The following is a 25159-nucleotide window of genomic DNA, read 5'->3' as shown; positions in this document are numbered from 1 at the left end:
ATTCTTGACTATCTTCCAATGCAATTTAGCAAGGGATTGAGGCAAGAATTGGGCAGATGCAAAAAGTCTTGGGAATGCCATAACTTAGGGGCAGAAAAGATCGTTGCTAACCCCAAATACCATCAAGCTGAGAATCATGACCAATCCAATGGTCATCAACACGCGCACAACAGAGTCTTTTGGCGGTTTGCCGCTGATCGCCTCATATGCGTGAAACACCAAATGCCCGCCGTCCAGAACAGGGATGGGAAAGAGATTTAATAAGCCAATTGCTGTGGACAGCACCGCAATAAACCAAATGAAATTCTGTGTGCCTTGGCTGGCCATTGCGCCAGATGTCTGGGCAATTCCAATGGGTCCCGAAAGGTTGCAGCTGCTGATCGCCCCAGTCACCATATGATATAGGCCCGACAATGATCCGTTGATGACGCGGTAGGTCTGTGAAAAACCACCCGTCACCGCCTCGCCAAAGCTTGCGGGCTCTCTGGCTGGGTCAAACGCTGTGCCGCCAGCAATACCAATGCGCCACTGGGTGACAAAGCCGCCTCCATCTTGCGGTTCATCGACACGTCGCGGTGTCAACTCATACTCCAGAAACTCACCAGAACGCCAAACCGTCAGCGCCAACCCACGCCCATCAGAACCCTCAACCGCTTCTTTCAGGTCGCGAAAGGCAAAGATGTTATTGCCGTCGATCGCGGTGATAACATCCCCCTGCTTTAGCCCAGTGGTATAGGCTGCGCTTTGTGGTGACAGCTGAACCACAATTGGCGGATAGAGATAGGGGCCTGAAACAGTTGTTTCACTGCCATCGCGCTGTACCCGGTAATCCAGCAAGGCCTGACGTGGCAGATTTTCAATGAAACTGTTTCCATCTATGCCGTTCTCTGAATTTGGCAGTTCTGCGCCTGCGACGCTGAGAATTGTGTCTCCAGACTGCAAGGTGAAATCAGTGACAGGCAGCGCGCGCATGTCACCCACTATCAGCTTTTCACCAACAACACCCTGACTAAGAATAACGCCCGCAAATATCAAAATGGACAGCACAAAATTGAAGAACGGTCCAGCGGCGACCGTTGCCGCGCGCGCCCAGAGCGGGGCACCATGCATGGTGCTGCGCAATTCGGCCTGCGAAAGCTCTGACATCGCCTGGTCGTCTTTTCCCGCAGACGCAGCATCCGCGTCACCTTTAAAACGTACATATCCGCCCATGGGTATGGCCGCGATTTGCCATTTAGTGCCACGTTTATCAAAACGCGAGTAAAGCACAGGCCCAAATCCCAGCGAAAACACCTCGGCGTGAATGCCCGACCAACGCCCGACGATATAGTGGCCATACTCGTGAATGGCGACAATCACCGACAAGGCAATCACAAAAGCCAAGACAGTCATGGCACCACTTTGAAACTGAGGAATCAGAGACGAGACTTCCAATGAACTATCCTTCGCGCTTTTGAATGGTTTCGTCGGCAATACGCCGGGCCAATTGATCGGTGTGTTTGACCGTATCCAATGTCATTTCGGCGAGAATAAGGCCAGAGTCACCTGACAGTTTCGTGAGTGTATTTTCGACAACAGTGGCCATTTCAAGAAAGCCGATACGTTTGGCAATAAAAGCGTCCAGAGCTTTTTCTTTCGCTGCATTGAATATGCAGCCTGCCATGCCGCCGATTTCCATCACATCCCACGCCAATCGCAAAGCCGGATAGCGCGCAGGATCGGGGGCGCGAAAATTCAATTGGCCGATCCGCGCCAAATCAAGACGTTCAACGGGCAGGGTTTTACGATCAGGGTAGTGCAGCGCATAGCCAATGGCATGGCGCATATCAGCTGGGCCAATGTGCGCCATAAGCGCGCCGTCGTTAAAGCCGACCAAGGCATGCACCAGGGATTCTGGATGCACCAATACTTCGATTTGATTGGGATCTACGCCAAAAAACTCTTTGGTTTCAATCACCTCAAGCGCCTTATTGAACATCGAGGCCGAGTCGATTGTGATGCGTTGCCCCATATCCCAGTTAGGGTGAGTTGCGGCCTGCTCTGGCGTGGCATTCGCCATATCATTCAGGTTCCAATCCCGGAACGCGCCACCGCTGGCGGTGATTGCTATACGCTCGACAGCGGAAATATCTTCACCAATCAGGGCTTGAAATACTGCTGAGTGTTCACTGTCAACCGGCAACAACCTGGCTTGGTTTGCCTTTGCGGTGCGCAAAACCAGCGCGCCAGCCGTCACCAAAGATTCCTTGTTAGCCAAGGCCAATGTCGCGCCTTGCTGTAGCGCCACAAGACCTGGCTCCAACCCAGCAGCGCCCACAATGGCAGACATAACCAGATCAACAGGCCGTGCTGCGGCTTCGGCAATCGCGGAAGCTCCGGCCGCCGCCACCACGCTTGTGCCCTGAAGCGCAGATTGCAGGTCCTCAAATCGAGACTCGTAAGCGGTGACAGCAACTTCAGCGTCAAGGGCAATGGCATCCTTTGCCAATTGCGCGATATTCGCACCGCCGCTAAGGGCCACAACTTTGTAGTCATCAGGCGCGCGCATTATTAGATCTATGGTGTTTTGCCCAATAGATCCGGTTGCGCCGAAAATGGATACGCGTTTCATGCCTACTCCGTCTAGATTAACAGGTATTTATCCCGGATGGCTGGGCAAGCCAACAAGCGACGAAATAACCAAAATCAGTAAGGCAGCAGCCATCAAACCATCAAAGCGGTCCAACAGGCCTCCGTGCCCGGGGATAAGCTGACTGCTGTCTTTGACCCCTGCCCGCCGTTTGATCGCGCTTTCTGCAATATCGCCAAGTTGACTTGCCAATGATATCGCCACGCTGACCAACGCCAGACCTGGACCAGCAAAGAAAAAGCCAACCACGGCCGCTGCAAGCCACCCAGCTGATGTGCCTGACCAGGTTTTCTTGGGGCTGATTTTCGGCCAGAACTTTGGGCCTCCGAACGCTTTGCCTGCAAAATAGCCGGCCACATCTGTCGCAATCACGACCAGCACCAGCCAAACAACCCATTCCAGTCCGCGAAATTCGCGCAACATGATCAGTCCAAAGGCCGCCAGTAGCAATCCAGCGGCATAGGCAACATATATCAAACGATCTTTTCTTAGGCTGGTTGCGCCCACAATTGCGGGTGCCAGTAACACCGGTAGAAAAAACAAAGGGGGAATAAAAGCAATGCTGAACAAGGCAAAACCAGCCAACAAACCCATCTGGAGCGGCGCAGCTGGCTTTGATGGTGCCAACATACGTGTGAGTTCCCAAATCATACCGCCGCAGACAATCGCCACCAATGCATGAAATAGAATGCCACCCAGCCATAATGCCATAAGTCCAACGACCAGCATCACAATAGCGGATAAAACCCGAGCGCCCAGATCTCCCCACTTGCCGTCAGATATCATGCAGGCACCGCACCAAAACGTCGTTTGCGCATGCCAAATGCACTCACAACCTTGCGAAATTCCTCTTCGGAAAAGTCAGGCCAAAGCGTGTCGATGAATTCATATTCAGCATAGGCCGATTGCCACAGCAGAAAGTTTGAAATACGTGCTTCGCCGCTTGTACGGATCACCAAATCTGGATCTGGCAACACATAAGTATCAAGATATTTTGGCAGCGTTTCTTCGTCGACATCTTGCGGCAAAAGATTACCGGCCTGAATATCAAAGGCCAGGCGACGGGTTGCACGCGCGACTTCGTCGCGACCGCCATAATTTAACGCGATGGTCAAATGAACGTCGTCGTTTTCCGCAGTTAACAGTTCCAGCTCGTCCATCAACGCGACAAGCTTTTCATCCAGCCGCACACGATCGCCAATAAAGCGCACCCGCACGCCTTCTTTTTTAAGGCTGCGCGTTTCTTTTCGAATGTACTGGCGAAAAAGACTCATTAATCCAGCGACTTCGGATTGCGTGCGCTTCCAGTTCTCTGTCGAAAAGCCAAATATCGTCAGATATTTGACCTCCAATGGCTTGCACGCGCGCACGATCTCTTTGACGCGTTTTGCTCCGGCATGGTGGCCAAACAAGCGTGGTCGTCCGCGGGATTGCGCCCAACGACCATTACCGTCCATGATGATGGCCACATGACGCGGCCCCTTAAGGGATGTGCTATCGGCGTCCATGCTCAGACCTCTCTGCCTTAGACCTGCATGATCTCGGCTTGCTTTGTCTCAAGCGCCTCGTCCACCTTTTTGATATAGGCATCCGTCATGTCTTGAACTTCGGATTCCCATAGCTTTTGGTCATCTTCTGACATGCCGTCGTTTTTGGCCTTTTTGATCTGGTCCATGCCATCGCGACGCAGATTGCGCACGGAAATTCGGGCGTTTTCCGCATATTGTCCGGCAACTTTTGTCAAATCCCGGCGGCGTTCTTCGTTAAGCTCGGGAATGGGCAACATGATAATGGTGCCGTTGAGCTGCGGGTTAATGCCCAGACCAGATTCGCGAATGGCTTTTTCAACTTTGCCAACCAAGCCTTTGTCCCAAACATTGATAGTCACCATGCGGGGTTCTGGCACGTTTACCGTCCCAACCTGATTGATCGGCGTCATAGACCCATAAGCGTCAACCTGCACAGGCTCTAGCATCGAGGCCGAGGCGCGCCCGGTGCGCAACGAGGCAAATTCTGTTCTAAGATTGGCCATAGCACCGTCCATTCGACGGGTCAGGTCATCGGTATCAAGCTCAAATTCTTCAGACATGGCGATTTACTCTGCTTCTGTGGGGCCGTGCCCCGGATTTATACCTAACACTAAAAGGTTTATTGAACCTTTGTATAGGTCCCTTTGCCCGCAAGAATGCCGCGGAAGCCACCGGGTTCATCTAGCGAGAAAACGATAATGGGCAAGTTGTTGTCGCGCGCCAGCGCAATCGCAGAGGCATCCATAACCCCCAACCGTTTCGCCAGCACATCGTCATAGCTCACGGTATCATAGCGAACGGCATCTTCAAATTTCACCGGATCTTTGTCATAGACACCGTCGACCTTGGTGCCTTTGAATATCGCCTCGCAGGCCATTTCATTTGCCCGCAGGGTCGCCGCAGTGTCGGTTGTGAAATATGGGTTACCTGTGCCAGCGGCAAAAATACACACCCGTTTCTTTTCAAGGTGGCGCACGGCGCGACGACGGATATATGGCTCGCAAACCTGATCCATTGGGATGGCCGAAATAACCCGCGTGAACACGCCCAGTTCCTCTAGCGCTGATTGCATTGCCAAAGCATTCATGACCGTGGCCAGCATGCCCATATAGTCTGCTGTGGTGCGTTCCATGCCTTGTGCGGATCCGGAAAGGCCGCGGAAAATATTACCGCCCCCAATGACCATACAAATTTCGACCCCAAGGTCGTGCACGGTCTTTACTTCTTCCGCGATCCGTTGAACCGTTGGCGGGTTAAGACCAAATCCTTGATCTCCCATCAACGCCTCCCCCGAAATCTTAAGCATCACACGTTTAAAAGTGGTCTCGTTTTCCGGGTTAGCGTCAGCCATGTTGCACTCCGTCCGCGCATAGATCTAAATTGCGCGCAAGATGTCGGAAAACAGCGTCAGGTTCAATGCGAGATATGACATCTTCTGCACCCTTGGCCGAAAAAACACGGAATACAGTGAATGTTTGAGATCAATAAGCTGTCCTCAGAGCAACCCGTGCTTATTGCCGGACCAACTGCGAGCGGCAAAAGCGCATTAGCGTTGGAAATTGTGGCGCGCCAAGGTGGCGTGATTGTGAACGCTGATGCATTGCAGGTCTATAACAATTGGCGCGTGCTCTCTGCACGTCCATCTGAAGAAGATGAAGCGGCAGCACCTCACCTGCTTTATGGGTACATCGACAAGACCCAAGAATATTCCGTTGGCCATTGGTTAAAAGATGTCAAACCTTTGATAAAAAAAGGGGATCGCCCAATTATCGTAGGTGGAACTGGGTTGTATTTCAAAGCGCTAACCGATGGTTTGGCAGAGATCCCCCCCACCCCGCCTGCATTACGTTCAAAGGCAAATCAAAGAGTTGCAGAGCACGGCATTGATGCTTTGCGCAGCGAACTGGATGCCCGGACGCTTGAACGCATTGATGTGCTTAATCCGATGCGTGTCCAACGCGCTTGGGAAGTTCAAACAGCCACCGGGCGCCCCTTGTGGCAATGGCAAGATGAAACGCCTGCCCCCATTTTACCGCTCGGCGATTGTATGCCCATTTTGTTTGATGTTGATAAAGACTGGCTAAATGCCCGTATTTCCAAACGATTTGACATGATGTTGCAAAAAGGTGCCCTTGCAGAGGCGCAAGCAAACCTGCCAAATTGGGATCCAAGCTTGCCCTCTTCCAAAGCCATTGGTGCCCCAGAACTGATCGCCCACTTACAGGGAGATCTGACTTTGGACAAAGCCAGAGACCTTTCAAACATCGCAACCCGTCAATACGCAAAACGGCAACGCACTTGGTTTCGATCAAAGATGGCAGCATGGACTAAATATTCACCCGCATGAACTTGCCATTCCTTGCTTCAATCGACTTTTAATGTCTTATTATGATAAGTATCAGAGCTTTTCCTTCTCTGATCTGGACATTGACTAGAACGCAGCTTACGGAGCACAAGCCTTTTGCCAAAAGACATGTTTTCCCAAGACGCGGTGCGAGTTTGCACCTTTGCACAATTGATGCAGGCTGAAAGTTGGACATTAGAACTTGTTCACAAGCAGCCCACCAACCTGCTGCTTTGGACAACCCGTGGTCAAGGTGTTGTGAATCTACACGGTGTGCGGCGTGGCTTCAGCACCCATAACGCGTTATTTGTTCCTGCAAGTCATTTGTGGGCCATTGAAATTGGCCGCCAGACTTTGGGGCAAGCAGTATTCATTCCTTCAACAGCCTCTGGTGCTTTCCCCGAACAATGCCACCTTTTACGTGTGCAAGACGGGCTTATTCAAAGCGAATTGACCGGACTAATCGAAGACATGCGCCGCGAATTGACGCAAAACAGGCCCTACGTTGAAGAAGCAACAGCGGCCCATGCCCATCTACTTGCCATTTGGTTGCGCCGCCAAATTCAAAGCGCCCAGCCACAAAAAAAGCAGAAAGCAGCAATGCGGCTTGTGCGTCGCTATTGTGATTTGCTTGCCCAGAGTTTTGAAACGGGTCAGCCCATGGGCGCTTATGCCAAAGCCTTGGAAGTGACCCCAACGCATTTGACGCGCGTGTGCCGTGAAACGGCTGGCATGACCGCCGCAGAATTACTGGTTCAGTGCACTTTGCATGCGGCGCGCGAGAAATTGGTCAACGAAACAAGTTCATTCAAAAAAATATCTGAATCTCTTGGGTTTGGCAGCGCCCCGTATTTTACGCGTTTTATCTTGCAGCACTGTGGCGCAACACCAAGCGATCTGCGTAAAAAGGCCCGAAAGACACCGCTATAGCTAGCTGCCCCAAATGATTTTAACGTAATTTTGGGTTTCTTTATACGGCGGCACGCCACCGTATTTCTGCACGGCTTCTGGCCCAGCATTATAAGCGGCCAATGCCAATCGCCACGATCGGAAACGATTATATTGCTGTGACAAATATTTGGCGCCACCTTCAAGATTTTCTTGCGGGTCATGCGCATTAACGCCAAGCAATGCAGCGGTGCCAGGCATAAGTTGCGCCAATCCAAGCGCCCCCTTATGTGAGCGCGCATTGGCTTTCCAGCCGCTTTCCTGCTGGACCAAGCGCAAGAAAAGATCCACCGGTACGTCGTATTTCAGAGCCGCATTGCGCGCCAAATCCAAATATGGTCCGCGATACTTACCGTTAAATGGCTTTGTGCCCCATTTGGTCGGCGTAATCACGGGTTGGGGCTTTAGGCGTACGGCGTTGTTATATTGCTGTGAGGCGCGTGTATCCAATACATTCAACTGGCTTTTAAACAATGCGATCCGTGATTTTCCACCAACCAAATCCTTTGCGGACAGCGGATGGCCAAGCAGTAATGCGCCAACCAAACCTATGGTAAAACGTGTCAACATTGTTCCTGCCCCACTTGCAAACCTGCGTGCAATTTCGCTCAATATAGCGCCTGTTAACAAATTTTGAAGACTTTGCCAAAATCCTACATAGATGGAAGGCAAGTTTCTGCTGGCATTCCGTTGTCTGTGGTGGTGTAAGCTTTGCCAAAGCGAAAAACAGATTCAGGGGGTTGGCGACATGGCCGGATCACTTAACAAAGTAATGCTGATTGGCAATTTGGGCCGCGACCCAGAAGTTCGCAGTTTCCAAAATGGCGGCAAAGTTTGCAATCTGCGGATTGCTACGTCTGAAAATTGGAAAGATCGCAACACTGGCGAACGCCGCGAAAAGACCGAATGGCATTCTGTTGCCGTCTTTAGCGAAGGCTTGGTGCGCGTTTGCGAGCAATACCTACGCAAAGGCTCTAAGGTCTATATCGAAGGCCAACTGCAAACCCGCAAATGGCAAGATCAATCCGGTCAGGATCGCTATTCAACCGAAATCGTTTTGCAGGGTTTTGGCAGCACGCTCACAATGCTCGACGGCCGTGGCGAAGGTGGCGGCGGCGGCGGTGGAGGCTCTCAGGGCGGCGGATTTGGCGGAGACCAATCTGGCGGTCAAGGCGGCGGTTATGACAGCGGCCAACAAGGCAACTATGGTGGAGGGCAGCAAAGTGCACCTTCACGCGATCTGGATGACGAGATCCCCTTCTAATTACAGTCCGGTATTAGCATCTAAGAAAAGCCACCGATTTTGCGGTGGCTTTTTTGTGCCTACACAAATTGTCCTTATGGGTTGATTCGAGCTCACTTCTTTTCTTGCGATGATCCAAACCGTGCCCAAATTTGCACTTTACAAACAATGATGACGTTCTTAGTGGGGTTGTTTCCTAACCGGCAACAAACTCAGCTTAGAATAAGATTTTTGCATTTTTTTCAGCCGCAATTTCGACACATTTTTTGCACTACGCAACGAAAGTCGATATATTCCCCCTTATAATAGAACCTTACGATTTCAATAAATCCGTAAGTCGATCTGTTGGCAGCTTGCCAATAGTTTTCGTTCGCCAATGATCGCGATGCACCCGTAGCGCGACTAGCCAGTTTATCAGTTTAGGAATATTGCCATGCCCCCGATCGATGAAATCAAAGTTGGAACTGCGTTTGATGATCTGCTGATCACTTATGAAGGCAACGACGAAATTCATGGTCTTGATGGCAACGATACCCTGATTGGCAACGCCGGCAACGACACGCTTTTTGGGGATGATGGCGACGACGCCCTGTTTGGTGGCGATGGCTACGACGAATTGAAGGGTGGCGAAGGCAACGACGAGCTGAAAGGCGAAGGTGCCTCAGATATTCTGATTGGCGACAGCGGTGATGACACTTTGCGCGGCGGCAACGGCGATGACTACCTGTTTGGCGGCAGTGACAATGACTGGCTTTTCGGCGACTTGCACAATGACTATCTTGCCGGGGATGCTGGCAATGACACGCTCTTAGGGGGCCGCGGCAATGACACGTTATTCGGCGGAGATGACAATGACTTACTTGACGGTGGGCGTGGTCAGGACGAGCTAAAGGGCGAAGCGGGCAACGACAAGTTGCACGGTCAAGGCGGCGCTGACATTTTGCTTGGCCATGAAGGCAATGACACGCTTTTGGGCGGTGCCCATGATGACCATCTTGAAGGCGGCGCAGACGATGACCGTCTTGACGGCGGCAAAGGCGACGACGTGTCGGATGGCGGCGCTGGTAACGACAATCTTGTCGATAAATGGGGCGCTGACACGCTGATCGGCGGCACCGGCGAAGATTCGTTTCATTTCCGGAAATTCAGCGGCACTGACAATATCGTCGAAGATTTTGATGCCATTGACGATAGCATCCATATGAAAAAGATGGGCCAAATTGTTGCGACACAAGTTGGAACAGATGTCCTGCTGGAAGCAGCCAGTGGCGCGAATGTTTTGCTTGAGAATGTGACCGCAAGCGATCTGAAACTTGGTTCAAACTTTTTTGCTGACGATTTGATATTTGTCTAAGCAAAAATGAGAAGCGCATAAATACCGAGTACCTTTGGTGCTCGGTATTTTTTATTTGTATCAGTGTCTTTGCTTCAAAGCATCGCTAAGCACATCATGCACAACAGACTTTGGCACGTCAGAAGTCACAAACGCTGCGCCGATGCTCTTGGCCAGAATAAACCGCAACTGACCATCGACGACTTTCTTGTCTTGGGCCATGAGCTCCAGCAATCCGTCTGCGTCCGGCAATGCACCTTCAATATCCGCCAGGTCAGTTTTCATATTCATAGCCTTGAGATGCGCCCGCACTCGGCTTGGGTCTTCTTGAGCGCAGAGGCCCAGACGCGAGGACACTTCAAAAGCCAACGCACATCCGATCGCCACACCCTCGCCGTGCAACAGCCGATCACCATATCCAGTGGCGGCTTCGAGCGCATGACAAAACGTATGCCCCAGATTCAACAAAGCACGATCACCCTGCTCTGTTTCATCGCGCATCACGATATCAGCTTTCATTTCACAAGACCGTTTCACCGCAGCAATACGCGCGGTCTGATCACCAGCGGCTAATTTTGGCCCCTGCACTTCCAGCCAATCAAAAAAGTCGGAATCACCCAACATGCCGTATTTGACGACTTCGCCGTAGCCAGACAGAAAATCGCGTGGCGTCATGGTGCCCAACACTTCTATGTCTGCGAGAACCAGGGTGGGTTGGTGAAACGCACCAATCAGATTTTTGCCCTGAGGCGCATTGATGCCGGTTTTGCCACCAACAGAGCTATCCACTTGCGCCAATAACGACGTTGGAATTTGCACGAAACCCACGCCGCGACGCAACGAAGCTGCTGCAAATCCTGTCAAATCGCCAATGACACCCCCGCCAAAAGCGATGACCAAATCTTGGCGCTCAACTTTCTGAGACAATAGCCATTCCACCGTTTGCTCAAAATAGGTCCAGCTCTTTGTGCTTTCTCCGGGGGGCAGGATCAACGCTTCTGATTCGATACCGCCTGCGGCCAGTCCAGCCTGCAAAGTTGCCAAATGCAAACGTGCCACGTTTTCCTCTGTGACAATCATCATGCGTTTGCGACCGCTTATTTGCCCAATTAGCTTACCGGCCTGTGATAACAATCCTGGTCCGATGTGAATATCATAGGCGCGATCGCCCAAACCAACATGAACGGTTTCCATATTAAGTCTCCAACACATCTGGACGTGATTTCAACGCCTCAAGAACGCGATCCGCCATATTTTCAATTGAATAAGCCGTCAGCGACTTTACGGACAAATCCGCTTTGGCATAAATTGGCACTCTTTGCTCATAAATCTCTCGCAAAGTGGCCTTGGGATTAGGCGTGTGTAACAACGGGCGCGTGTCTTTATGGCGTACCCGTTGCCACAAGAGCTCTAGATCCGCATCCAACCAAACTGAAATACCTTTTTCAGTGATCATCGCGCGATTGCCTTCAGCCAAGAATGCGCCCCCACCGGTGGATAAAATGCCGCGCTCTTCGTCTAGCAATCTGTCGATCACCTGGCTTTCTTTTTGCCGAAAAAACGTTTCACCGTCTCGGTCAAAAATTTCTGCAATCGACAAATTTGCGGCTTTTACAATTTCAGCGTCCGAATCCAGGAACGGCACGTTCAACTTTGCTGCTAATGCCCGCCCAACAGCGGTTTTGCCAGCCCCCATCATGCCAACCATTACAACTGTCTTTTTAAGTTTCATGCCTACGCGATGCCTCAACTTAGGGGTTTTTGGACACCATCCCGGCCAAAATCCGCCTTTTCGCATTGAATGACGTGATATTGCCGAAAAGGCCAGTTATAAGTTGGAAAAAAGAGCAGACAAAAACTGGGGAAGCGCATGGGCAAGCTCATAAGAGCACTGTTTTTCCTAATAGTTCTCATGGCCATTGGGCTTGTGGGCTATGCATATTTGGGACCGATTTTTGGCGCAGATTTTTCTGCACCACAGCAAGAGATTCGCCTTTCGGTACCGTTGGATGCAAATTAACGTCTCTAAATGGGTTGCGGTTTGCGCCGCAGCTCTTTTTGCACCCTCAGTGCAGGCACAATCAACCGAACCCTTGTCGGCCATTGATTGGTTGAACAAAGTGCCAACGGTGACCCTCGAAATAGAACCCGAAGCGCCTGTCGCTGCTGGTGGCAATACCCCTAAAGTGTCGGTGTCGGCTCTGGGGACCGAGGGACGCGATGCTGTGGGACTTTTATCCAGTGCGGTCACTGGTTTACCCAGCTCGCTCTGGCAAGAAAGTCGTGGGCAAGTGCTGGCCGATTTGATTGCAATTCAACCGCAGCAATCATTGCCCGCAATGCAGGCGCTTTTGTACACTTTGCTTTTGGCAGAGGCGAACCCCCCGGTAGATTCAGATGGCAATGATACTTTGCTGTTGGCACGCATCGACAAGCTCGTGCGGCTTGGTGCCTTGGAACAAGCCAACGCGCTGCTCGACCGGAGCGGCGCTGATACGCCAGATCTATTTGAAAGACGCTTTGATGTAACATTGCTGATAGGGGAAGAAGACAGCGCTTGTGAAACCTTATCTCAGGCAGCCCACCTTGCCCCCAGTTACGCCGCACGGGTTTTCTGCGCTGCTCGGTCCGGTGACTGGAATACAGCCGCCGTTACCCTGAATTCAGCAAATTTCCTGGGTCTTTTGACCGAAGAAGAAGATGCGCTTTTGTTGCGGTTCCTTGATCCAGAATTGTTTGCAGAAGACCCCATATTGGTCACACCGTCATCTCCTGATCCATTGAAATTTCGCCTGTACGAAGCCATAGGCGAACCACAGCCAACGACGACACTTCCTCTGCAATATGCCCATTCAGATTTGCGCGATACAGCGGGTTGGAAAGCACAACTCGAAGCCGCAGAACGATTGGCCCGCGTTGGGGCTTTGCCCGAGAACCGGTTGCTGGGCATCTATGCTGCGGGCAAACCAGCCGCCAGTGGCATGATTTGGGATCGTGTCGACGCGTTGCAGAAATTTGATACAGCGATAGCAACTGGGGATGCTGCAAAAGTGTCGGTGCGCCTGCCCTCAGCTTGGGCCGCAATGCAAGCATCTCGGCTCGAGGTTCCTTTTGCGCGGCTTTATGCAGAGCCGCTTATGACAATGTCGCTCAGCGGTGTTTCCCAAACATTGGCACGCAAGATCACCCTGTTGTCCCCAGCCTACGAGTTGGCTGCCAAGCGCGGCCCCCGCGATTATTTGGCAGGTCTTGCATTGGGGCTCCCTCCACGACGAGGTCAGGACACAACCAGCCAAGCGATTTCAGACGCCTTTCACGGCGCAGGCGTCCCACAATCCCTGTCCAACAGTCTTGCGCGCGGCCATTTGGGCGAAGTGATATTGCAGGCAATGACGCTGTTTTCACAGGGTGCCGCAGGTGACTTGCCGGCCCTGACGAGTGCGCTTGCAACCTTTCGGGCAGTTGGTCTTGATGACACCGCGCGCCAAGCAGCATTGCAAATACTCTTGCTCGAACGAGGCTTTTAATGAGTGATCTGCAATGGATATCTACGTTTTTAGATGCCCAGTCTGCTGAATTGGGGGCTGCCAATAACACTCAATTGGCCTATGCGCGCGATTTGAAGGATTTCGCGGCGTGGATATCACATAGGAATCTGAGTTTTCAACAGGTTGAGCGAGATACCATCGAGGACTACCTGATTTCATGCGACGCACAAGGGCTCGCGAAATCAACACGCGCGCGTCGCTTGTCAGCAATCAAACAGCTTTATCGCTTTGCGTTTGACGAGGGGTGGCGGGACATTAACCCAGCCATCCAGATCAAAGGTCCTGGTCAAGATAAACGCCTGCCAAAGACGCTCGAGGTTGCCGAGGTTGATGAATTGTTAAAGGCCGCAAGGGACTCTGGTCGCAACAAACTGGATCGTGCGCGCAATAAATGCTTGATGGAGCTGTTATACGCCACAGGTATGCGCGTCACAGAACTTGTTTCATTGCCCACAAGTTCTGCCCGCGGTAATCCCAGCATGCTGCTGGTGCTGGGTAAAGGTGGTAAAGAACGCATGGTGCCATTGTCCCCTGGTGCGCGCGACGCCCTCGCCCACTGGTTGGAATTGCGGGACGCTGCCGAAGAAAAAAACAAACGAAACGGCAAGCCCAATTCGACCTATCTATTCCCAAGTCGCGGCAAGTTGGGGCACCTGACGCGCCACAGGTTCTATGTATTGATCAAAGAGTTCGCCGTAGCTGGCGGCATTGATCCCGCCAAAGTCACGCCGCATACATTGCGACACGCCTTTGCCACCCATCTATTGGCAAACGGCGCAGACTTACGTGCCATTCAAACGCTCTTGGGGCACGCAGACATCGCGACAACTGAAATCTACACTCATGTGTTAGATGAACGCCTGAAAGAACTCGTGTTAGAGCACCATCCGCTTTCAAAAGAGTGACCCAATTGCGCTGTATTAGGCGCTGGACGTACGGCGCAGCGTCTCTGGCAATACGCTTTCAGAGGGCCAGTATCCGTCGATCAGCGCCCTATGATATCCCTGCACAAGCCCTGTCTGCTCCATCGCGGATTTTGCCGCCAAAGCATCATAAGTGAGGTCGTGAAACCCGATCTCACCCGCGTGTAGCGTCACATAATGGGTGGCGGATTTTCCATTGTTTGCAGGCATGCCGATGACCCCCGCATTCACCCACATCACCCCGTCGACCTTTCGCTGGAAGGGTATCCCAGAGTGACCTGCAACAACCATGTCAACGGGTCCTACATGGTGTCGCAACAATGCTAACTCCTCGCGAAACACATCCGCCGGAGACACCGACCAAATAAAGCGGCTGACATCTGAAACGCCTCCATGGATCACCGCAATTTTCTTACCAAAATGCTGAAATACAACAATATCTGGCAAAGCGGCCATCCAGTTTCTATCTTTATAGGTGACACGGGAATTTGCATGCGAAAACCATCCGGCTGACAGCAAATCACAGGTACTGCCCTCGTCAAACCCACAGCCACAATCCAAAGCGTTTTGCGCCAATTGCTGCTCGCAATTTCCAGCGACCACAGCACACCCAATGTCCTTGATCTGCGCTACGGTTTCACAAGGGTCAGCACAATAGGCCACAAGGTCGCCGGTACAAATCATATGACTTGGCAGAATATTTAGGCGCTGCGCGTCTTTGATCAACGCCTCTGTGGCCTGAAGGTTTGAATAAGGCCCACCAAAAAGCAGGACATCATCAGATATGCACCCCAGGTCTTGCACCATCATGTGTTGTTTTCCTTGAATGAAAGTCCAACGCAGCCCATAACGCCATCAGTTAAGAGGATTTTTCGAGCGATGGAAGTCACAACTCCGACACTGGACACTGCATTTTGGGTTACAGCCGGCGCTATTGCGGTGCTGTTGATGCTGTCCGCCTTCTTTTCAGGCAGCGAAACAGCACTGACCGCAGCCTCGCGCGGCAAATTGCGCAGCCAGGCCGGCAAAGGCAACAAAGGCGCGAAGCGGGCCTTAAACGTCACCGAAGACAACGAACGTCTGATTGGCTCGGTGTTACTCGGCAACAATCTCGTCAACATCCTTGCAACCTCTTTGGCCACGGCGATGTTTACCCAAGCTTTTGGGGAATCTGGTGTTGCCCTCGCCACCTTGGTCATGACTCTCTTAGTTTTGATTTTTGCCGAGGTCTTGCCAAAAACCTACGCTATCACGGCACCTGAAACCGCGGCAGCACGCGTTGCTGGCGTTATCCAGGTGATTGTACTGGTTTTTGCGCCGGTTGTGGCCGCCGTCCGCGTCCTGGTACGGTTGGTGCTGCGCATTTTTGGGGTGCGCATTGATCCTGACAGCCAAATTTTGGCCGTACGCGAAGAAATCGCCGGGGCCATTCAATTGGGTCACAGCGAAGGTATCGTTGAAAAAGAAGACCGTGACCGGATTCTTGGCGCACTTGATCTAAGTGACCGTACAGTCGAAGAAATCATGTTGCATCGCTCAGGTATTGAAATGATCAACGCTGATGAAGATCCAGCAGATATTCTTGCGCAGTGCCTAGAGAGCAACTACACGCGTTTGCCTATATTCAAGGATGACCCTGAAAACATTATTGGGGTGGTTCACGCCAAAGATTTTCTGCGCGCCATGCACGCCAAATTGGCAGGCAACGATGGCGATACCGCTGACCTTGGCAAATTTAACCTTTCTGACGTAGCCAAAAAACCTTACTTCATCCCCGAAACCACCGCGCTTGACGAACAAATGCGCCAGTTTTTGCGCCGTCGCAGCCACTTTGCCTTGGTTGTAGATGAATACGGAGCCTTGCGTGGTCTGATCACACTCGAAGATATTCTTGAAGAAATTGTGGGGGAAATCACCGATGAATTTGATCCCGCCGCGGAACACCCTATTCGCAACAGTGAAGACGGGCAGTTTCTGATTGATGGCGCGATGACAATTCGTGACCTCAATCGTGCAAGTGATTGGAATTTGCCTGACGACGAAGCCAATACAGTTGCAGGATTGGTGATACACGAAGCCCAAACCATCCCCGTTGTTGGGCAAGTATTTGCCTTTCATGGATTTCGATTTGAGGTCATGGCCCGCAAAGACAACCGTATTACAAAACTGAAATTGCGGCCTCTGGAACCGAATGCGTCTAAAGGCGGTTAACCCAAACAAAAAATCTAAGATCGACCTGATCGCCAACCAGATTTGAATACCCAACCGCGCCAAAGTCAGAGCGTTTTACGCTGCCCATAATTTCCAAAACGAGCTGCGAATTGTCTTTTGGTGACGAAGGTTGGCGTAAAATGCGGGCCTGAAGCGTTACGGGTCTTGTGACACCACGCAGGGTCAGATCGCCTTCAACCTCAACCCCATGCCCCAAACGTCGCACCGAGTTGCTTTGAAATTCAGCGACTGGAAAGTCCTGAGCATTCAAAACCTCGCGGCTTTTCATGCCTGAAGTGGCGACAATATCGCCCGCGCGCGCATTGCGAACATCAAGCTGGACACGAACAGAAGACTTATGCACGTTCTGCAGATCCAGAAAAACTTCGGCGTCGGTGATTGGGAAAAACCCTTTGCCAGTTTGCTCACCAAACCAAAACGTGAAGCCAACACGAGACGAGTCTTTATCCAACTCATATCGTACAGCTGCGGCATCAGCGGAAGCTGCCAACATCAAGGCAATGCATACCAGCACAATTCTAACCATACGCAACCATAGCACAATTTCAGTGGTTTACGTAGTCAACTCTTCAAATTTTAGTGAAATATGTGTGATCTAACATGCATTTAGACAAACTTGACGCGCGAACCTCGCTGACAGCAATGGCCGCGCAGCAGGATAGCTCCTCTCGATCGGCAGACCTTTGAGCGCTGGGAAAATCTTAAAAAGCTCTTCGCATTGCAGCTTGCTTAAGTGATTTCTGCACACATGATCTGGCTGCAAGCTGGCAACCCAGGTCTGATTCACGCGCATAATTTCGTGCTGATCAAAAACCAGTGCAACAAAACCAACATGCTCGTGAACTTCTTCAAACCCATCCAGATGCAACAGGTCGCCTGCCCGCACCAAAACTTCGCTTGCCCCAAAGCTTTCTGATACCTGCGTACCGGTGACCAATAAGCGCTGACTTCCAGTCACACAAAGATCAGAATCTGGCTTCCCTTCGGAAATCGCCCCGGCTGAAATTTCTACCAGACTTGGCATCGCTGCATGATCCAATTGGTGGGTGCACCAGCGGACAGTTTGAAAACCATTGTCACGCGTTAATACTTTGTCACCTTTTGCGATCACCGAAGCCGGTCGAGGTCCGCTTGGAGTGATCACTGTGCCATTTGCGCTAATACATCCAATACCGCGCGCATGCTCCGAGCTGGCGCTTGTCACCCTTTCAATTGGGTCAATTTGAAAACTTGTCGGGCGGATAACCTGCGCCTTCTTGGCTGTGGCAAGACCAGGAACAACCGCACGCGGCGGATGCTCAAGGCGAATATCGGAAAAAATGTTGTCGCCCCGCATGGGACGGCTCTCAAGCGCCGTGGAGCGGCGCTGACGGATACGTACTCTCATTTACAAGCCTACTTCTGCTCGATGTGCCTGCTTCTGCGGGCGTCTTTGCTGGCGTTTAGGCCTAGACTTGGAACAAGGCTGGAATGGGGCAGAAAAACGATTAGTTTTGGCACGCTAACCCAATCGTTAGTTCATCGAGCCATCAAAACAAATTTGCGTTTTGACGGCTAAGGCAGCTCATTTTTCAATCAAACGCATCAAATCCGAGAATACGGCGTTTTTTCGTCAGCGCGCAAAAATTTCGCCGCAATCGCTCCACAGAGACAACGTAATCGCTGCCCATAAAAGCACCCAAGAATTAACGAATCTATGCATCGACACAGTATTTAAAAAAAGATCGGACAAGGCATGCCTTCAGAGCAAACACTGAGCTGGGCAGACGCAGGCGCAAATGGCTCTTTCACCGTCGGGAGTGGCGCGACGTCGACCGGCGTAACGGTCGCGACATCAACAAATGCTGGTGGGCAAACCGCAAGTGTCAGCGCGCAAGGAACCCCTACTGCAAACGCGCTTTGGGTCGACAATTTGAACGAGGCTGTCACGACAACACTCACGTTTGACACCCCGGTCGAAAACCTGTCGTTCGAGCTCTTTGACGTTGATCAAAATGGTGTTTTGACGGACGAGCGCGTTACAATCCTCGCAACAGACGCCGAAGGCAACATCTATCCGATTACGTATGGTGACCTAGACGCGCTCCATACGGTGACGGACGGACAGTTGGACGCGGACGGGCAAGGCAGTGCTGCAACTGACACGACTGGCGCGGCGGACACGGTTTCTGTGTCCATCGCCGGCCCTATTACACAGCTTGAAATTGTCTTTGATCATGGGGAAAGCGCGGCACAAACCGGAAAACTCGGCCTAAGTGATATCGCCTTTTCAAATGCACCCGATGGCATTGTCGAGGGAAGCGCTGCAGCAAATTTGATTGACATAGACTATCTAGACGACCCGGAAGGTGATCGCGTTACCACCGGCGATGACTCCATCTTAGCCGGTGACGGAAACGACACCGTCTATGGCAACCTTGGGAATGACAGCATCGATGGCGGTCAAGGCGACGATTTCTTGATCGGCGATCAAGGGGATGACACTCTGGTTGGAGGGGCCGGCAACGATTCAATGATTGGCGGCGAAGGCGACGATCTGTTTTTGGGGGGCGACGGCAACGACACTGTCGAAACCAGCGCGGGCAACGACGTCTTTTATGGCGGGGCTGGCGATGATCGGGTTAATGGCGACCTTGGCAATGACGAATTGTTTGGCGGCACCGGCAACGACTTTCTGCGCGGCAGCTATGGCAACGACACCATCCACTCTGGCGGTGCAGGCGAAGGCGATGACTACCTTTGGGGCGGCTACGGCGACGACCTATTTGTAATCCAAAACCAATTTGGCAACGATACCATCGCCGCAGAGAACATTGATGAAACCCTTGGCGACACGATGGACCTTTCGGCGGTGACCGATGCGATACGCGTCGACCTTACCGACAGCGCCACCGGGGCCGGAACGGTCAGCGACGGCACAAGCACGCTTGAATTTGAAGCCGTAGAAAACATCAAACTGTCCTCTGGTCAGGACACAATTGTTTTGGCCGACGGTTCAGGAAAAGATGCGGTAACTGATTTTCAGGCCCCCGTCGACAATGGCGACGGAACCTTCTCTGGACAAGATCAGCTTGATGTCACGGGCATGACAAACGACGCTGGTGCCACACAAGTCACAACGCAGGATGTAACGGTTTCAGCCGACACAGACGGAAACGCTGTTCTGACATTTCCAGGTGGTGAAGCGATCACTTTAATTGGGGTAACAGCTGACACATTTGACACCCCTGCTGCGCTAGAAGCGATTGGTATTCCGGCCGCGCCAGATGGGTATTTCAACGGAACCGATGGCGATGACGTTATCAACGTTGGTGATATCGACGCAGACGGCGACCGTATCGATGGCAACGATGCCACCCTGCCCGGCATGACCGGCGATGACGATCAAATTCTTGCTGGGGCTGGCGACGATCTTGTCTTTTCTGGCGCGGGCAACGATTCATTTGAAGGTGGGTCCGGCAATGACACGATCTATGCCTCTGTTGGCGACGACACACTTGTCGGCGGCAGCGGGTCAGATTCCTTGATGGGCGAAGACGGTGATGATGTGTTTGAGTCAGGTGCCGGTGCCGACTATATGGACGGCGGCGCTGGCCGAGACATCTTTAGAAATGTCAGTGACGGCGACACGATCCTTGGCGGAGAATCTGGCGATGATGTCGACACTTTGGACCTAACCGGCCTTGGACCGCTCCGCGTTATACGCGACCCATATGATGCCGAGGCTGGCCAAGTTGAACTGCTGGATACAGACGGCAACGTCACGGGAACGGTAACCTATGAAGGTATCGAAACGATTGTACCGTGTTTCACACCAGGCAGCCAAATCGCCACGGAACTGGGCTTGAAAAACGTCGAAGATATCGAAGTCGGCGATCGCATAATCACGCGCGACCATGGATCACAACCGGTCCGCTGGGTTGGCCGACGCGATCTCACAAAACCAGAACTAATCAAATCGCCGTTCTTGCGGCCAATTCTGATACAAGCAGGTGCACTTGGAGCTGACCTTCCACATAAGGATATGTTGGTAAGTCCAAATCACCGCATTCTTATTTCCGATCAAAAAGCGCAGATGCTGCTTGGTGACTCAGAAGTTTTGGTGGCAGCCAAACACTTGGTTGGATCCGAAGGCATTACCCGTGCAGATGTGAGCGAAATCAGCTACATACATCTGCTGTGTGATCGGCATGAAATTTTGTGGTCTGACGGGATTTGGAGTGAAAGCTTTCAACCTGGTCAGCACGCGATGGCGGGTCTCAATGCGCCCCAACGCTCTGAGATCTACACTCTTTTTCCTGAACTCAAAAATGCACCTGCAACGATTTTTCAAACGGCTCGCACAGTTGCACGTCGACACGAAGCAACGCTATTTCACAAATAGTCAGTGAAAAACCCAATAAAAAAGGCGGTCCAAAAGACCGCCTTTTTCAATGGTACCCAAGGCCGGACTCGAACCGGCACGTCCGCTAGGACGGGGGATTTTGAATCCCCTGCGTCTACCATTCCGCCACTTGGGCAACTGCGAGTGATCTAACCAAAGCGCTCGGCAAGGTCCAGAGGCAAAACGCAAGATTTTCATAAAAATTCATTTTTTCCAAACAACCAGGCAAGCAAGCCCGCTTTGACAAGATACTCTGGATTTTGTTTCGCCAATGCTTCTACAGAAACAGCGGAAAATCTCATACCGGCAATTTCCGAACCCGCAAATTCGCACGAATTCCACATGCAACATTAAGAAGCAAGATAATCTGTTTTAAAACAATGGATTAATTGACAAAACGTATTTATCACCTAACTTAAATCATTAAATGAATTAAGCACTGAAATATATTGTTAATAAAATAAAAATAGCACAAGCTAATCTAAATAATTCTTCACCCCCAACCCGGCGGCCTCCTGCACATAAAATCCACAACCCAACTGATACAATTGGGCCCCACTTAAATTTGACTTGCACTCACGCGCCAAACCGATCAGGCGTTTCCAAAAAGGTTAAAACCATGATCAAACGCTTATACGATTGGACAATGCGACTGGCGGATCACCCCAAAGCTCTTTGGGCATTGGCCATTATCAGCTTTGTGGAAAGTTCCTTTTTTCCGATCCCACCAGATATTCTAATGATCCCGCTTATCCTTGCCGCACCGCATCGGGCCTGGCTAATTGCCAGCGTTGCGATGGTGTCATCGGTGCTTGGTGGCATGTTGGGATATGCCATTGGGTCATTGGCGTTTGAACAAATTGGTCAGCCCATCTTGGAATCGCTTGGCAAAGGAGACGCCATTGCCGAATTCAATACGCGCTTTAACGATTTTGGGTTCTGGGCCGTATTGGGCGCGGGCATTACGCCTTTCCCTTATAAAGTCATCACCATCATGTCTGGCTGGACAGGGATGCCAATTGCGACCTTTGTCGCCACATCTGTCTTGGCACGCGGGCTTCGCTTTTTTATCGTCGCGGCGCTTCTTTGGAAGTTCGGTGCACCGATCCGTACATTTATCGAAAAGCGCCTGGGTTTGGTCTTTACGCTTTTCCTCATCCTCCTGTTCGGAGGTTTCTTGGTTGTTAGGTATCTTTGATATGCCCCACAAAACCCAAACGCTGCTTTTGACGCTCGCCTCTACGGCCATGATCCTGTCGGCTTGGGGGTTTCAATACCTTGGCTATCCCCCGTGCAAAATGTGCTACTGGCAACGCTATCCGCACATCGCGGCCATTGCGATTGGCGCGCTAGCCTATACGCTTAAATTGCGCGTGTTCCACTGGCTTGGTGCAGCGGCCATGCTGGTCACCGGTGGCATTGGTATTTTCCATTCCGGTGTTGAACGCGGGCTTTGGGAAGGGCCGTCAACCTGCACTTCTGGTGATATTTCAAAACTGAATTCAAGCGAGCTGTTTGATCAGATCATGAATGCACCTTTGGTGCGCTGTGATGAAATCGCTTGGCAAATGCTTGGGTTTACCATGGCAAACCTCAATGCGATCTTCTCGCTTATCTTTGCCGTTTTCTGGCTACGTCTGGCATTGGCACGCAACTAGCTTTTCTTGCGCGTTGCCAACAACAAATTGGTTTCACTGGTAGTGACCCCTTCTAAGCGCCGGATTTGCGCGAGTACTTTGTCCAGCGCCTCAAGCGTTTCGGTCCCCAATTCAACGATCAGATCCCAGCGACCGTTTGTCGAGTGCACGGCCCGCACCGCAGGCATTCCGTTGAGCTGACGCACAATCCGCTCGGCCCCGCGCCCTTCGATGCCAATCAACATCAGGCCGCGCACCGGATCACTTTGCACGTCTTCCTTTAAGACCACCGAAAAGCCCACAATGTCGCCACGCTGCTTCAGTCGATCAATGCGCGCGCGCACCGTTGCCCTAGAAACCTTTAGCCCCAACGCTAGGTCCGACAAAGAAGCCCGCGCATCATGGCGCAACTCAGAGATAAGCTTACGGTCGATATCATCCATAATGGAAGTATTTACCTTCATTTTGAAACATCATGGATCATTTTGAACAATTTGATGACTAAAACTCAACCCAAATCGGCAACATACTTTGAAAAATCATCAAACTGAGTGACCAAAATGACACCCAAAACATGCATATTAATTGGCGCACCGGTCGATTCCGGCAAAATGCGAGACGGATGCTTGATGGGGCCTGATTCCTATCGTACCGCGGGCCTTGCGCAAAGCCTTGGCGAGCTCGGACATACCGTAATCGACGACGGGAACTTGGCGGCCAGAAAAGTTGATGCTGTTGCCACATCGGCCAAAGTACACAACTTGGCCGAAACCATTGGCTGGACAGAATCCATTGCCGACGCCGCGGAAAACGCCATGGATCGCGGCTTTCCAATCTTTCTTGGGGGTGACCACAGCCTTTCAGCCGGCTCTGTTTTGGGTGTAAATCGATATGCAAACACACAGAACCGACCACAATTTGTTTTGTGGCTAGATGCACACAGCGATTATCACACGCCGCAAACCACAGACACCGGCAATCTACACGGCACACCCGTGGCCTATTTTACGGGCCGTGACGGGTTTGATGGGTTCCCGGCACTTGATAACCCGGTGCCACAGGGAAACGTGTGTATCATCGGTTTGCGGTCGGTTGACTTGGCCGAGCGCACTGCATTGCAGGCCAGCGCAATTCACAGCCATGATATGCGCGAAATTGACGAAGGCGGCATTGCCAAACCGCTTGCCGCGTTCCTGAAAAAAGTGGCTGCTGTGAACGGTATGTTGCATGTCTCGCTTGATGTTGACTTTCTTGACCCCTCTTTTGCGCCAGCCGTTGGCACCACAGTTCCAGGCGGCGCAACGGTGCGCGAGGCGCACCTAGTCATGGAAATGCTACATGATTCAAATCTGATGACATCGCTTGATCTGGTTGAATTGAACCCATTCCTAGATGAACGTGGCCGCACCGCCAAGATGATGGTTGATCTTGCGGCCTCGTCGCTTGGCCGTCGCATCTTTGACCGACCCACCCGGAGCTACTGATGAAATCCATGCAAGCCCCACAAGCGGTTGTTATGATCCGTCCACACCATTTCTGTTCTAATCCAGAAACCCGTGACGACAACGCATTTCAAACACTCAGCAATCGCAGCGTCGATGCCACATCCGAGGCCGCCTTAGCGGAATTTGACGGCGCGGTTGGAAAACTACGCGGCGCGGGGGTACGCGTGCATGTCTTTGATGACGACAGCACAGATACCCCTGACAGTGTGTTCCCGAACAATTGGTTTTCTACCCACACCGGAGGCCATGTGGCGATTTATCCGATGTTCGCTGAAAACCGCCGCAAAGAACGTCGTCAGGACGTGATAGAGCTGCTCAAGGCTGAATACCGGGTGCAGGACGTGATCGACTATTCAGGTCTAGAACAAGACAATCTGGCCCTTGAAGGCACCGGAGCCATGGTGCTCGATCATGTGGGCCGCATCGCCTACACCGTGCAATCCAACCGGGCGGATCCTGTGATCCTCGAACGGTTTTGCACCCACTTCAACTATGAGCCCATCGCCTTTGAAGCCAAAGATTCCCAAGGCCGCGATGTCTATCACACCAACGTTCTGATGGGGATTGGCACCGACTATGCGCTGATTTGCCTAGATATGATCGTTGACCCGGCCCGTCGCCGTACGGTGGCGCATCGTCTTGAGGAATCCGGGCTAGAGGTCATTGATCTGACACACGCGCAAATCAGCAAATTTGCGGGCAACGCCATCGAGCTCACCGGCGATCAACGCGTTTTGGCCCTGTCTTCGCGTGCCCTGAAATCCCTGCGCCCAGATCAACTGTCCATTATTGAAAAATCCGCCCATCCCTTGCCACTGGATGTGCCCACCATTGAAACCGCAGGTGGATCTGTGCGCTGCATGATTGCAGGCGTCCACTTGACCCGTCGTACGACTTAAAGGAA

At 51.9% G+C, this 25159-nt stretch carries 26 protein-coding genes and 1 tRNA gene; 13 read left to right on the top strand and 14 right to left on the bottom strand.

Features of this window, described 5'->3' with window-relative positions; all coding sequences use genetic code 11:
• Positions 1-84 precede the first annotated feature (84 nt).
• Genes rseP through pyrH form a run of 6 tightly spaced genes read right to left on the bottom strand, consistent with a single transcriptional unit; the run spans position 85 to position 5509 of the window.
• Entirely contained in the window at positions 85-1434 is a 1350-nt protein-coding gene (rseP, locus tag ABXG94_RS03235; protein WP_353532275.1) for an RIP metalloprotease RseP, read from the bottom strand.
• Positions 1435-1438: 4 nt separating this feature from the next.
• Entirely contained in the window at positions 1439-2611 is a 1173-nt protein-coding gene (dxr, locus tag ABXG94_RS03230) for a 1-deoxy-D-xylulose-5-phosphate reductoisomerase (RefSeq protein ID WP_353532274.1), read from the bottom strand.
• 27 nt (positions 2612-2638) lie between these two features.
• Entirely contained in the window at positions 2639-3415 is a 777-nt protein-coding gene (locus tag ABXG94_RS03225; RefSeq protein WP_353532273.1) for a phosphatidate cytidylyltransferase, read from the bottom strand.
• Positions 3412-4137: a polyprenyl diphosphate synthase gene (gene uppS / locus ABXG94_RS03220; RefSeq protein WP_353532272.1), complete on the bottom strand. Its 726-nt coding sequence runs from the start codon at positions 4135-4137 to the stop codon at positions 3412-3414. The genes ABXG94_RS03225 and uppS overlap by 4 nt, the downstream gene beginning before the upstream one ends.
• Positions 4138-4154: 17 nt before the next feature.
• On the bottom strand, positions 4155-4718 hold the full coding sequence (gene frr, locus ABXG94_RS03215) for a ribosome recycling factor (protein WP_353532271.1): 564 nt from the start codon (positions 4716-4718) through the stop codon (positions 4155-4157).
• Between the two features lie 59 nt (positions 4719-4777).
• Positions 4778-5509: a UMP kinase gene (pyrH, locus tag ABXG94_RS03210; protein WP_353532270.1), complete on the bottom strand. Its 732-nt coding sequence runs from the start codon at positions 5507-5509 to the stop codon at positions 4778-4780.
• A gap of 120 nt (positions 5510-5629) precedes the next feature.
• Here pyrH and miaA point away from each other — a divergent pair, with 120 nt between their 5' ends.
• The gene (gene miaA, locus ABXG94_RS03205) at positions 5630-6505 is read left to right on the top strand and encodes a tRNA (adenosine(37)-N6)-dimethylallyltransferase MiaA (protein ID WP_353532269.1); all 876 of its coding nucleotides are present in this window, start codon (positions 5630-5632) and stop codon (positions 6503-6505) included.
• A gap of 114 nt (positions 6506-6619) precedes the next feature.
• Positions 6620-7432 carry an AraC family transcriptional regulator gene (locus tag ABXG94_RS03200; protein ID WP_353532268.1) on the top strand — a complete coding sequence of 271 codons (813 nt, stop codon included), beginning with the start codon at positions 6620-6622 and terminating at the stop codon, positions 7430-7432.
• On the opposite strand, the gene ABXG94_RS03195 is transcribed toward ABXG94_RS03200, so the two are convergent.
• Positions 7433-8020 (bottom strand): lytic transglycosylase domain-containing protein, encoded by a 588-nt coding sequence (locus ABXG94_RS03195; protein ID WP_353532267.1) that lies wholly within the window; start codon positions 8018-8020, stop codon positions 7433-7435.
• A 178-nt stretch (positions 8021-8198) separates the two neighbouring features.
• On the opposite strand from ABXG94_RS03195, the gene ABXG94_RS03190 reads away from it, so the two are divergent.
• The gene (locus ABXG94_RS03190) at positions 8199-8714 is read left to right on the top strand and encodes a single-stranded DNA-binding protein (protein WP_353532266.1); all 516 of its coding nucleotides are present in this window, start codon (positions 8199-8201) and stop codon (positions 8712-8714) included.
• Positions 8715-9126: 412 nt separating this feature from the next.
• Entirely contained in the window at positions 9127-10047 is a 921-nt protein-coding gene (locus ABXG94_RS03185) for a calcium-binding protein (RefSeq protein ID WP_353532265.1), read from the top strand.
• Positions 10048-10107: 60 nt separating this feature from the next.
• Here the strand turns inward: ABXG94_RS03185 and aroB are convergent, their stop codons facing one another.
• Both aroB and ABXG94_RS03175 read right to left on the bottom strand, forming a co-directional pair.
• Positions 10108-11220, bottom strand: a complete 1113-nt coding sequence (aroB, locus tag ABXG94_RS03180; protein ID WP_353532263.1) for a 3-dehydroquinate synthase — start codon at positions 11218-11220, stop codon at positions 10108-10110.
• A 1-nt stretch (position 11221) separates the two neighbouring features.
• On the bottom strand, positions 11222-11758 hold the full coding sequence (locus tag ABXG94_RS03175) for a shikimate kinase (RefSeq protein ID WP_353532262.1): 537 nt from the start codon (positions 11756-11758) through the stop codon (positions 11222-11224).
• 138 nt (positions 11759-11896) lie between these two features.
• On the opposite strand from ABXG94_RS03175, the gene ABXG94_RS03170 reads away from it, so the two are divergent.
• From ABXG94_RS03170 to ABXG94_RS03160, 3 genes are read left to right on the top strand one after another with little or no spacing between them, the layout of a single operon-like run.
• Entirely contained in the window at positions 11897-12046 is a 150-nt protein-coding gene (locus ABXG94_RS03170; RefSeq protein ID WP_353532260.1) for a hypothetical protein, read from the top strand.
• Positions 12047-12095: 49 nt separating this feature from the next.
• Positions 12096-13553, top strand: coding sequence for a hypothetical protein (locus tag ABXG94_RS03165; RefSeq protein ID WP_353532259.1), 1458 nt, complete (start codon positions 12096-12098; stop codon positions 13551-13553).
• Positions 13553-14479, top strand: coding sequence for a site-specific tyrosine recombinase XerD (locus tag ABXG94_RS03160; RefSeq protein ID WP_353532258.1), 927 nt, complete (start codon positions 13553-13555; stop codon positions 14477-14479). Before ABXG94_RS03165 ends, ABXG94_RS03160 begins: the two co-directional genes overlap by 1 nt.
• A 15-nt stretch (positions 14480-14494) precedes the next feature.
• Here the strand turns inward: ABXG94_RS03160 and ABXG94_RS03155 are convergent, their stop codons facing one another.
• Positions 14495-15307: a metallophosphoesterase family protein gene (locus ABXG94_RS03155; protein WP_353532257.1), complete on the bottom strand. Its 813-nt coding sequence runs from the start codon at positions 15305-15307 to the stop codon at positions 14495-14497.
• Positions 15308-15376: 69 nt separating this feature from the next.
• On the opposite strand from ABXG94_RS03155, the gene ABXG94_RS03150 reads away from it, so the two are divergent.
• Entirely contained in the window at positions 15377-16708 is a 1332-nt protein-coding gene (locus ABXG94_RS03150) for an HlyC/CorC family transporter (RefSeq protein ID WP_353532256.1), read from the top strand.
• Here the strand turns inward: ABXG94_RS03150 and ABXG94_RS03145 are convergent.
• The gene (locus tag ABXG94_RS03145) at positions 16695-17222 is read right to left on the bottom strand and encodes a YceI family protein (protein ID WP_353532255.1); all 528 of its coding nucleotides are present in this window, start codon (positions 17220-17222) and stop codon (positions 16695-16697) included. The genes ABXG94_RS03150 and ABXG94_RS03145 overlap by 14 nt on opposite strands.
• A gap of 102 nt (positions 17223-17324) precedes the next feature.
• Positions 17325-18116 (bottom strand): Hint domain-containing protein, encoded by a 792-nt coding sequence (locus ABXG94_RS03140; protein ID WP_353532254.1) that lies wholly within the window; start codon positions 18114-18116, stop codon positions 17325-17327.
• Between the two features lie 348 nt (positions 18117-18464).
• On the opposite strand from ABXG94_RS03140, the gene ABXG94_RS03135 reads away from it, so the two are divergent.
• Positions 18465-21113 carry a Hint domain-containing protein gene (locus ABXG94_RS03135; RefSeq protein ID WP_353532252.1) on the top strand — a complete coding sequence of 883 codons (2649 nt, stop codon included), beginning with the start codon at positions 18465-18467 and terminating at the stop codon, positions 21111-21113.
• A 50-nt stretch (positions 21114-21163) separates the two neighbouring features.
• Here ABXG94_RS03135 and ABXG94_RS03130 read toward each other — a convergent pair.
• Positions 21164-21249, bottom strand: a tRNA-Leu gene (locus tag ABXG94_RS03130).
• A gap of 483 nt (positions 21250-21732) precedes the next feature.
• Between ABXG94_RS03130 and ABXG94_RS03125 the strand changes: the two genes are divergently transcribed.
• Both ABXG94_RS03125 and ABXG94_RS03120 read left to right on the top strand, forming a co-directional pair.
• A complete protein-coding gene (locus tag ABXG94_RS03125; protein ID WP_353532251.1) occupies positions 21733-22311 on the top strand; it encodes a YqaA family protein in 579 nt (192 codons plus the stop codon).
• A 1-nt stretch (position 22312) separates the two neighbouring features.
• A complete protein-coding gene (locus tag ABXG94_RS03120; protein WP_353532249.1) occupies positions 22313-22771 on the top strand; it encodes a disulfide bond formation protein B in 459 nt (152 codons plus the stop codon).
• Here ABXG94_RS03120 and ABXG94_RS03115 read toward each other — a convergent pair.
• On the bottom strand, positions 22768-23193 hold the full coding sequence (locus tag ABXG94_RS03115) for an Lrp/AsnC family transcriptional regulator (RefSeq protein ID WP_353533990.1): 426 nt from the start codon (positions 23191-23193) through the stop codon (positions 22768-22770). The two genes, ABXG94_RS03120 and ABXG94_RS03115, sit on opposite strands and share 4 nt — an antisense overlap.
• Positions 23194-23310: 117 nt before the next feature.
• Here ABXG94_RS03115 and rocF point away from each other — a divergent pair, with 117 nt between their 5' ends.
• Both rocF and ctlX read left to right on the top strand, forming a co-directional pair.
• Positions 23311-24234, top strand: a complete 924-nt coding sequence (gene rocF, locus ABXG94_RS03110; RefSeq protein ID WP_353532248.1) for an arginase — start codon at positions 23311-23313, stop codon at positions 24232-24234.
• A complete protein-coding gene (ctlX, locus tag ABXG94_RS03105) occupies positions 24234-25154 on the top strand; it encodes a citrulline utilization hydrolase CtlX (RefSeq protein WP_353532246.1) in 921 nt (306 codons plus the stop codon). The genes rocF and ctlX overlap by 1 nt, the downstream gene beginning before the upstream one ends.
• The last annotated feature ends 5 nt before the right edge of the window (positions 25155-25159 follow it).

The sequence above is a fragment of the Cognatishimia sp. WU-CL00825 genome (genome assembly GCF_040364665.1).
GTDB lineage: Bacteria > Pseudomonadota > Alphaproteobacteria > Rhodobacterales > Rhodobacteraceae > Cognatishimia.
Note: the sequence above shows the minus strand (reverse complement) of the source record. Positions and strands in the feature narration are given on the sequence as shown.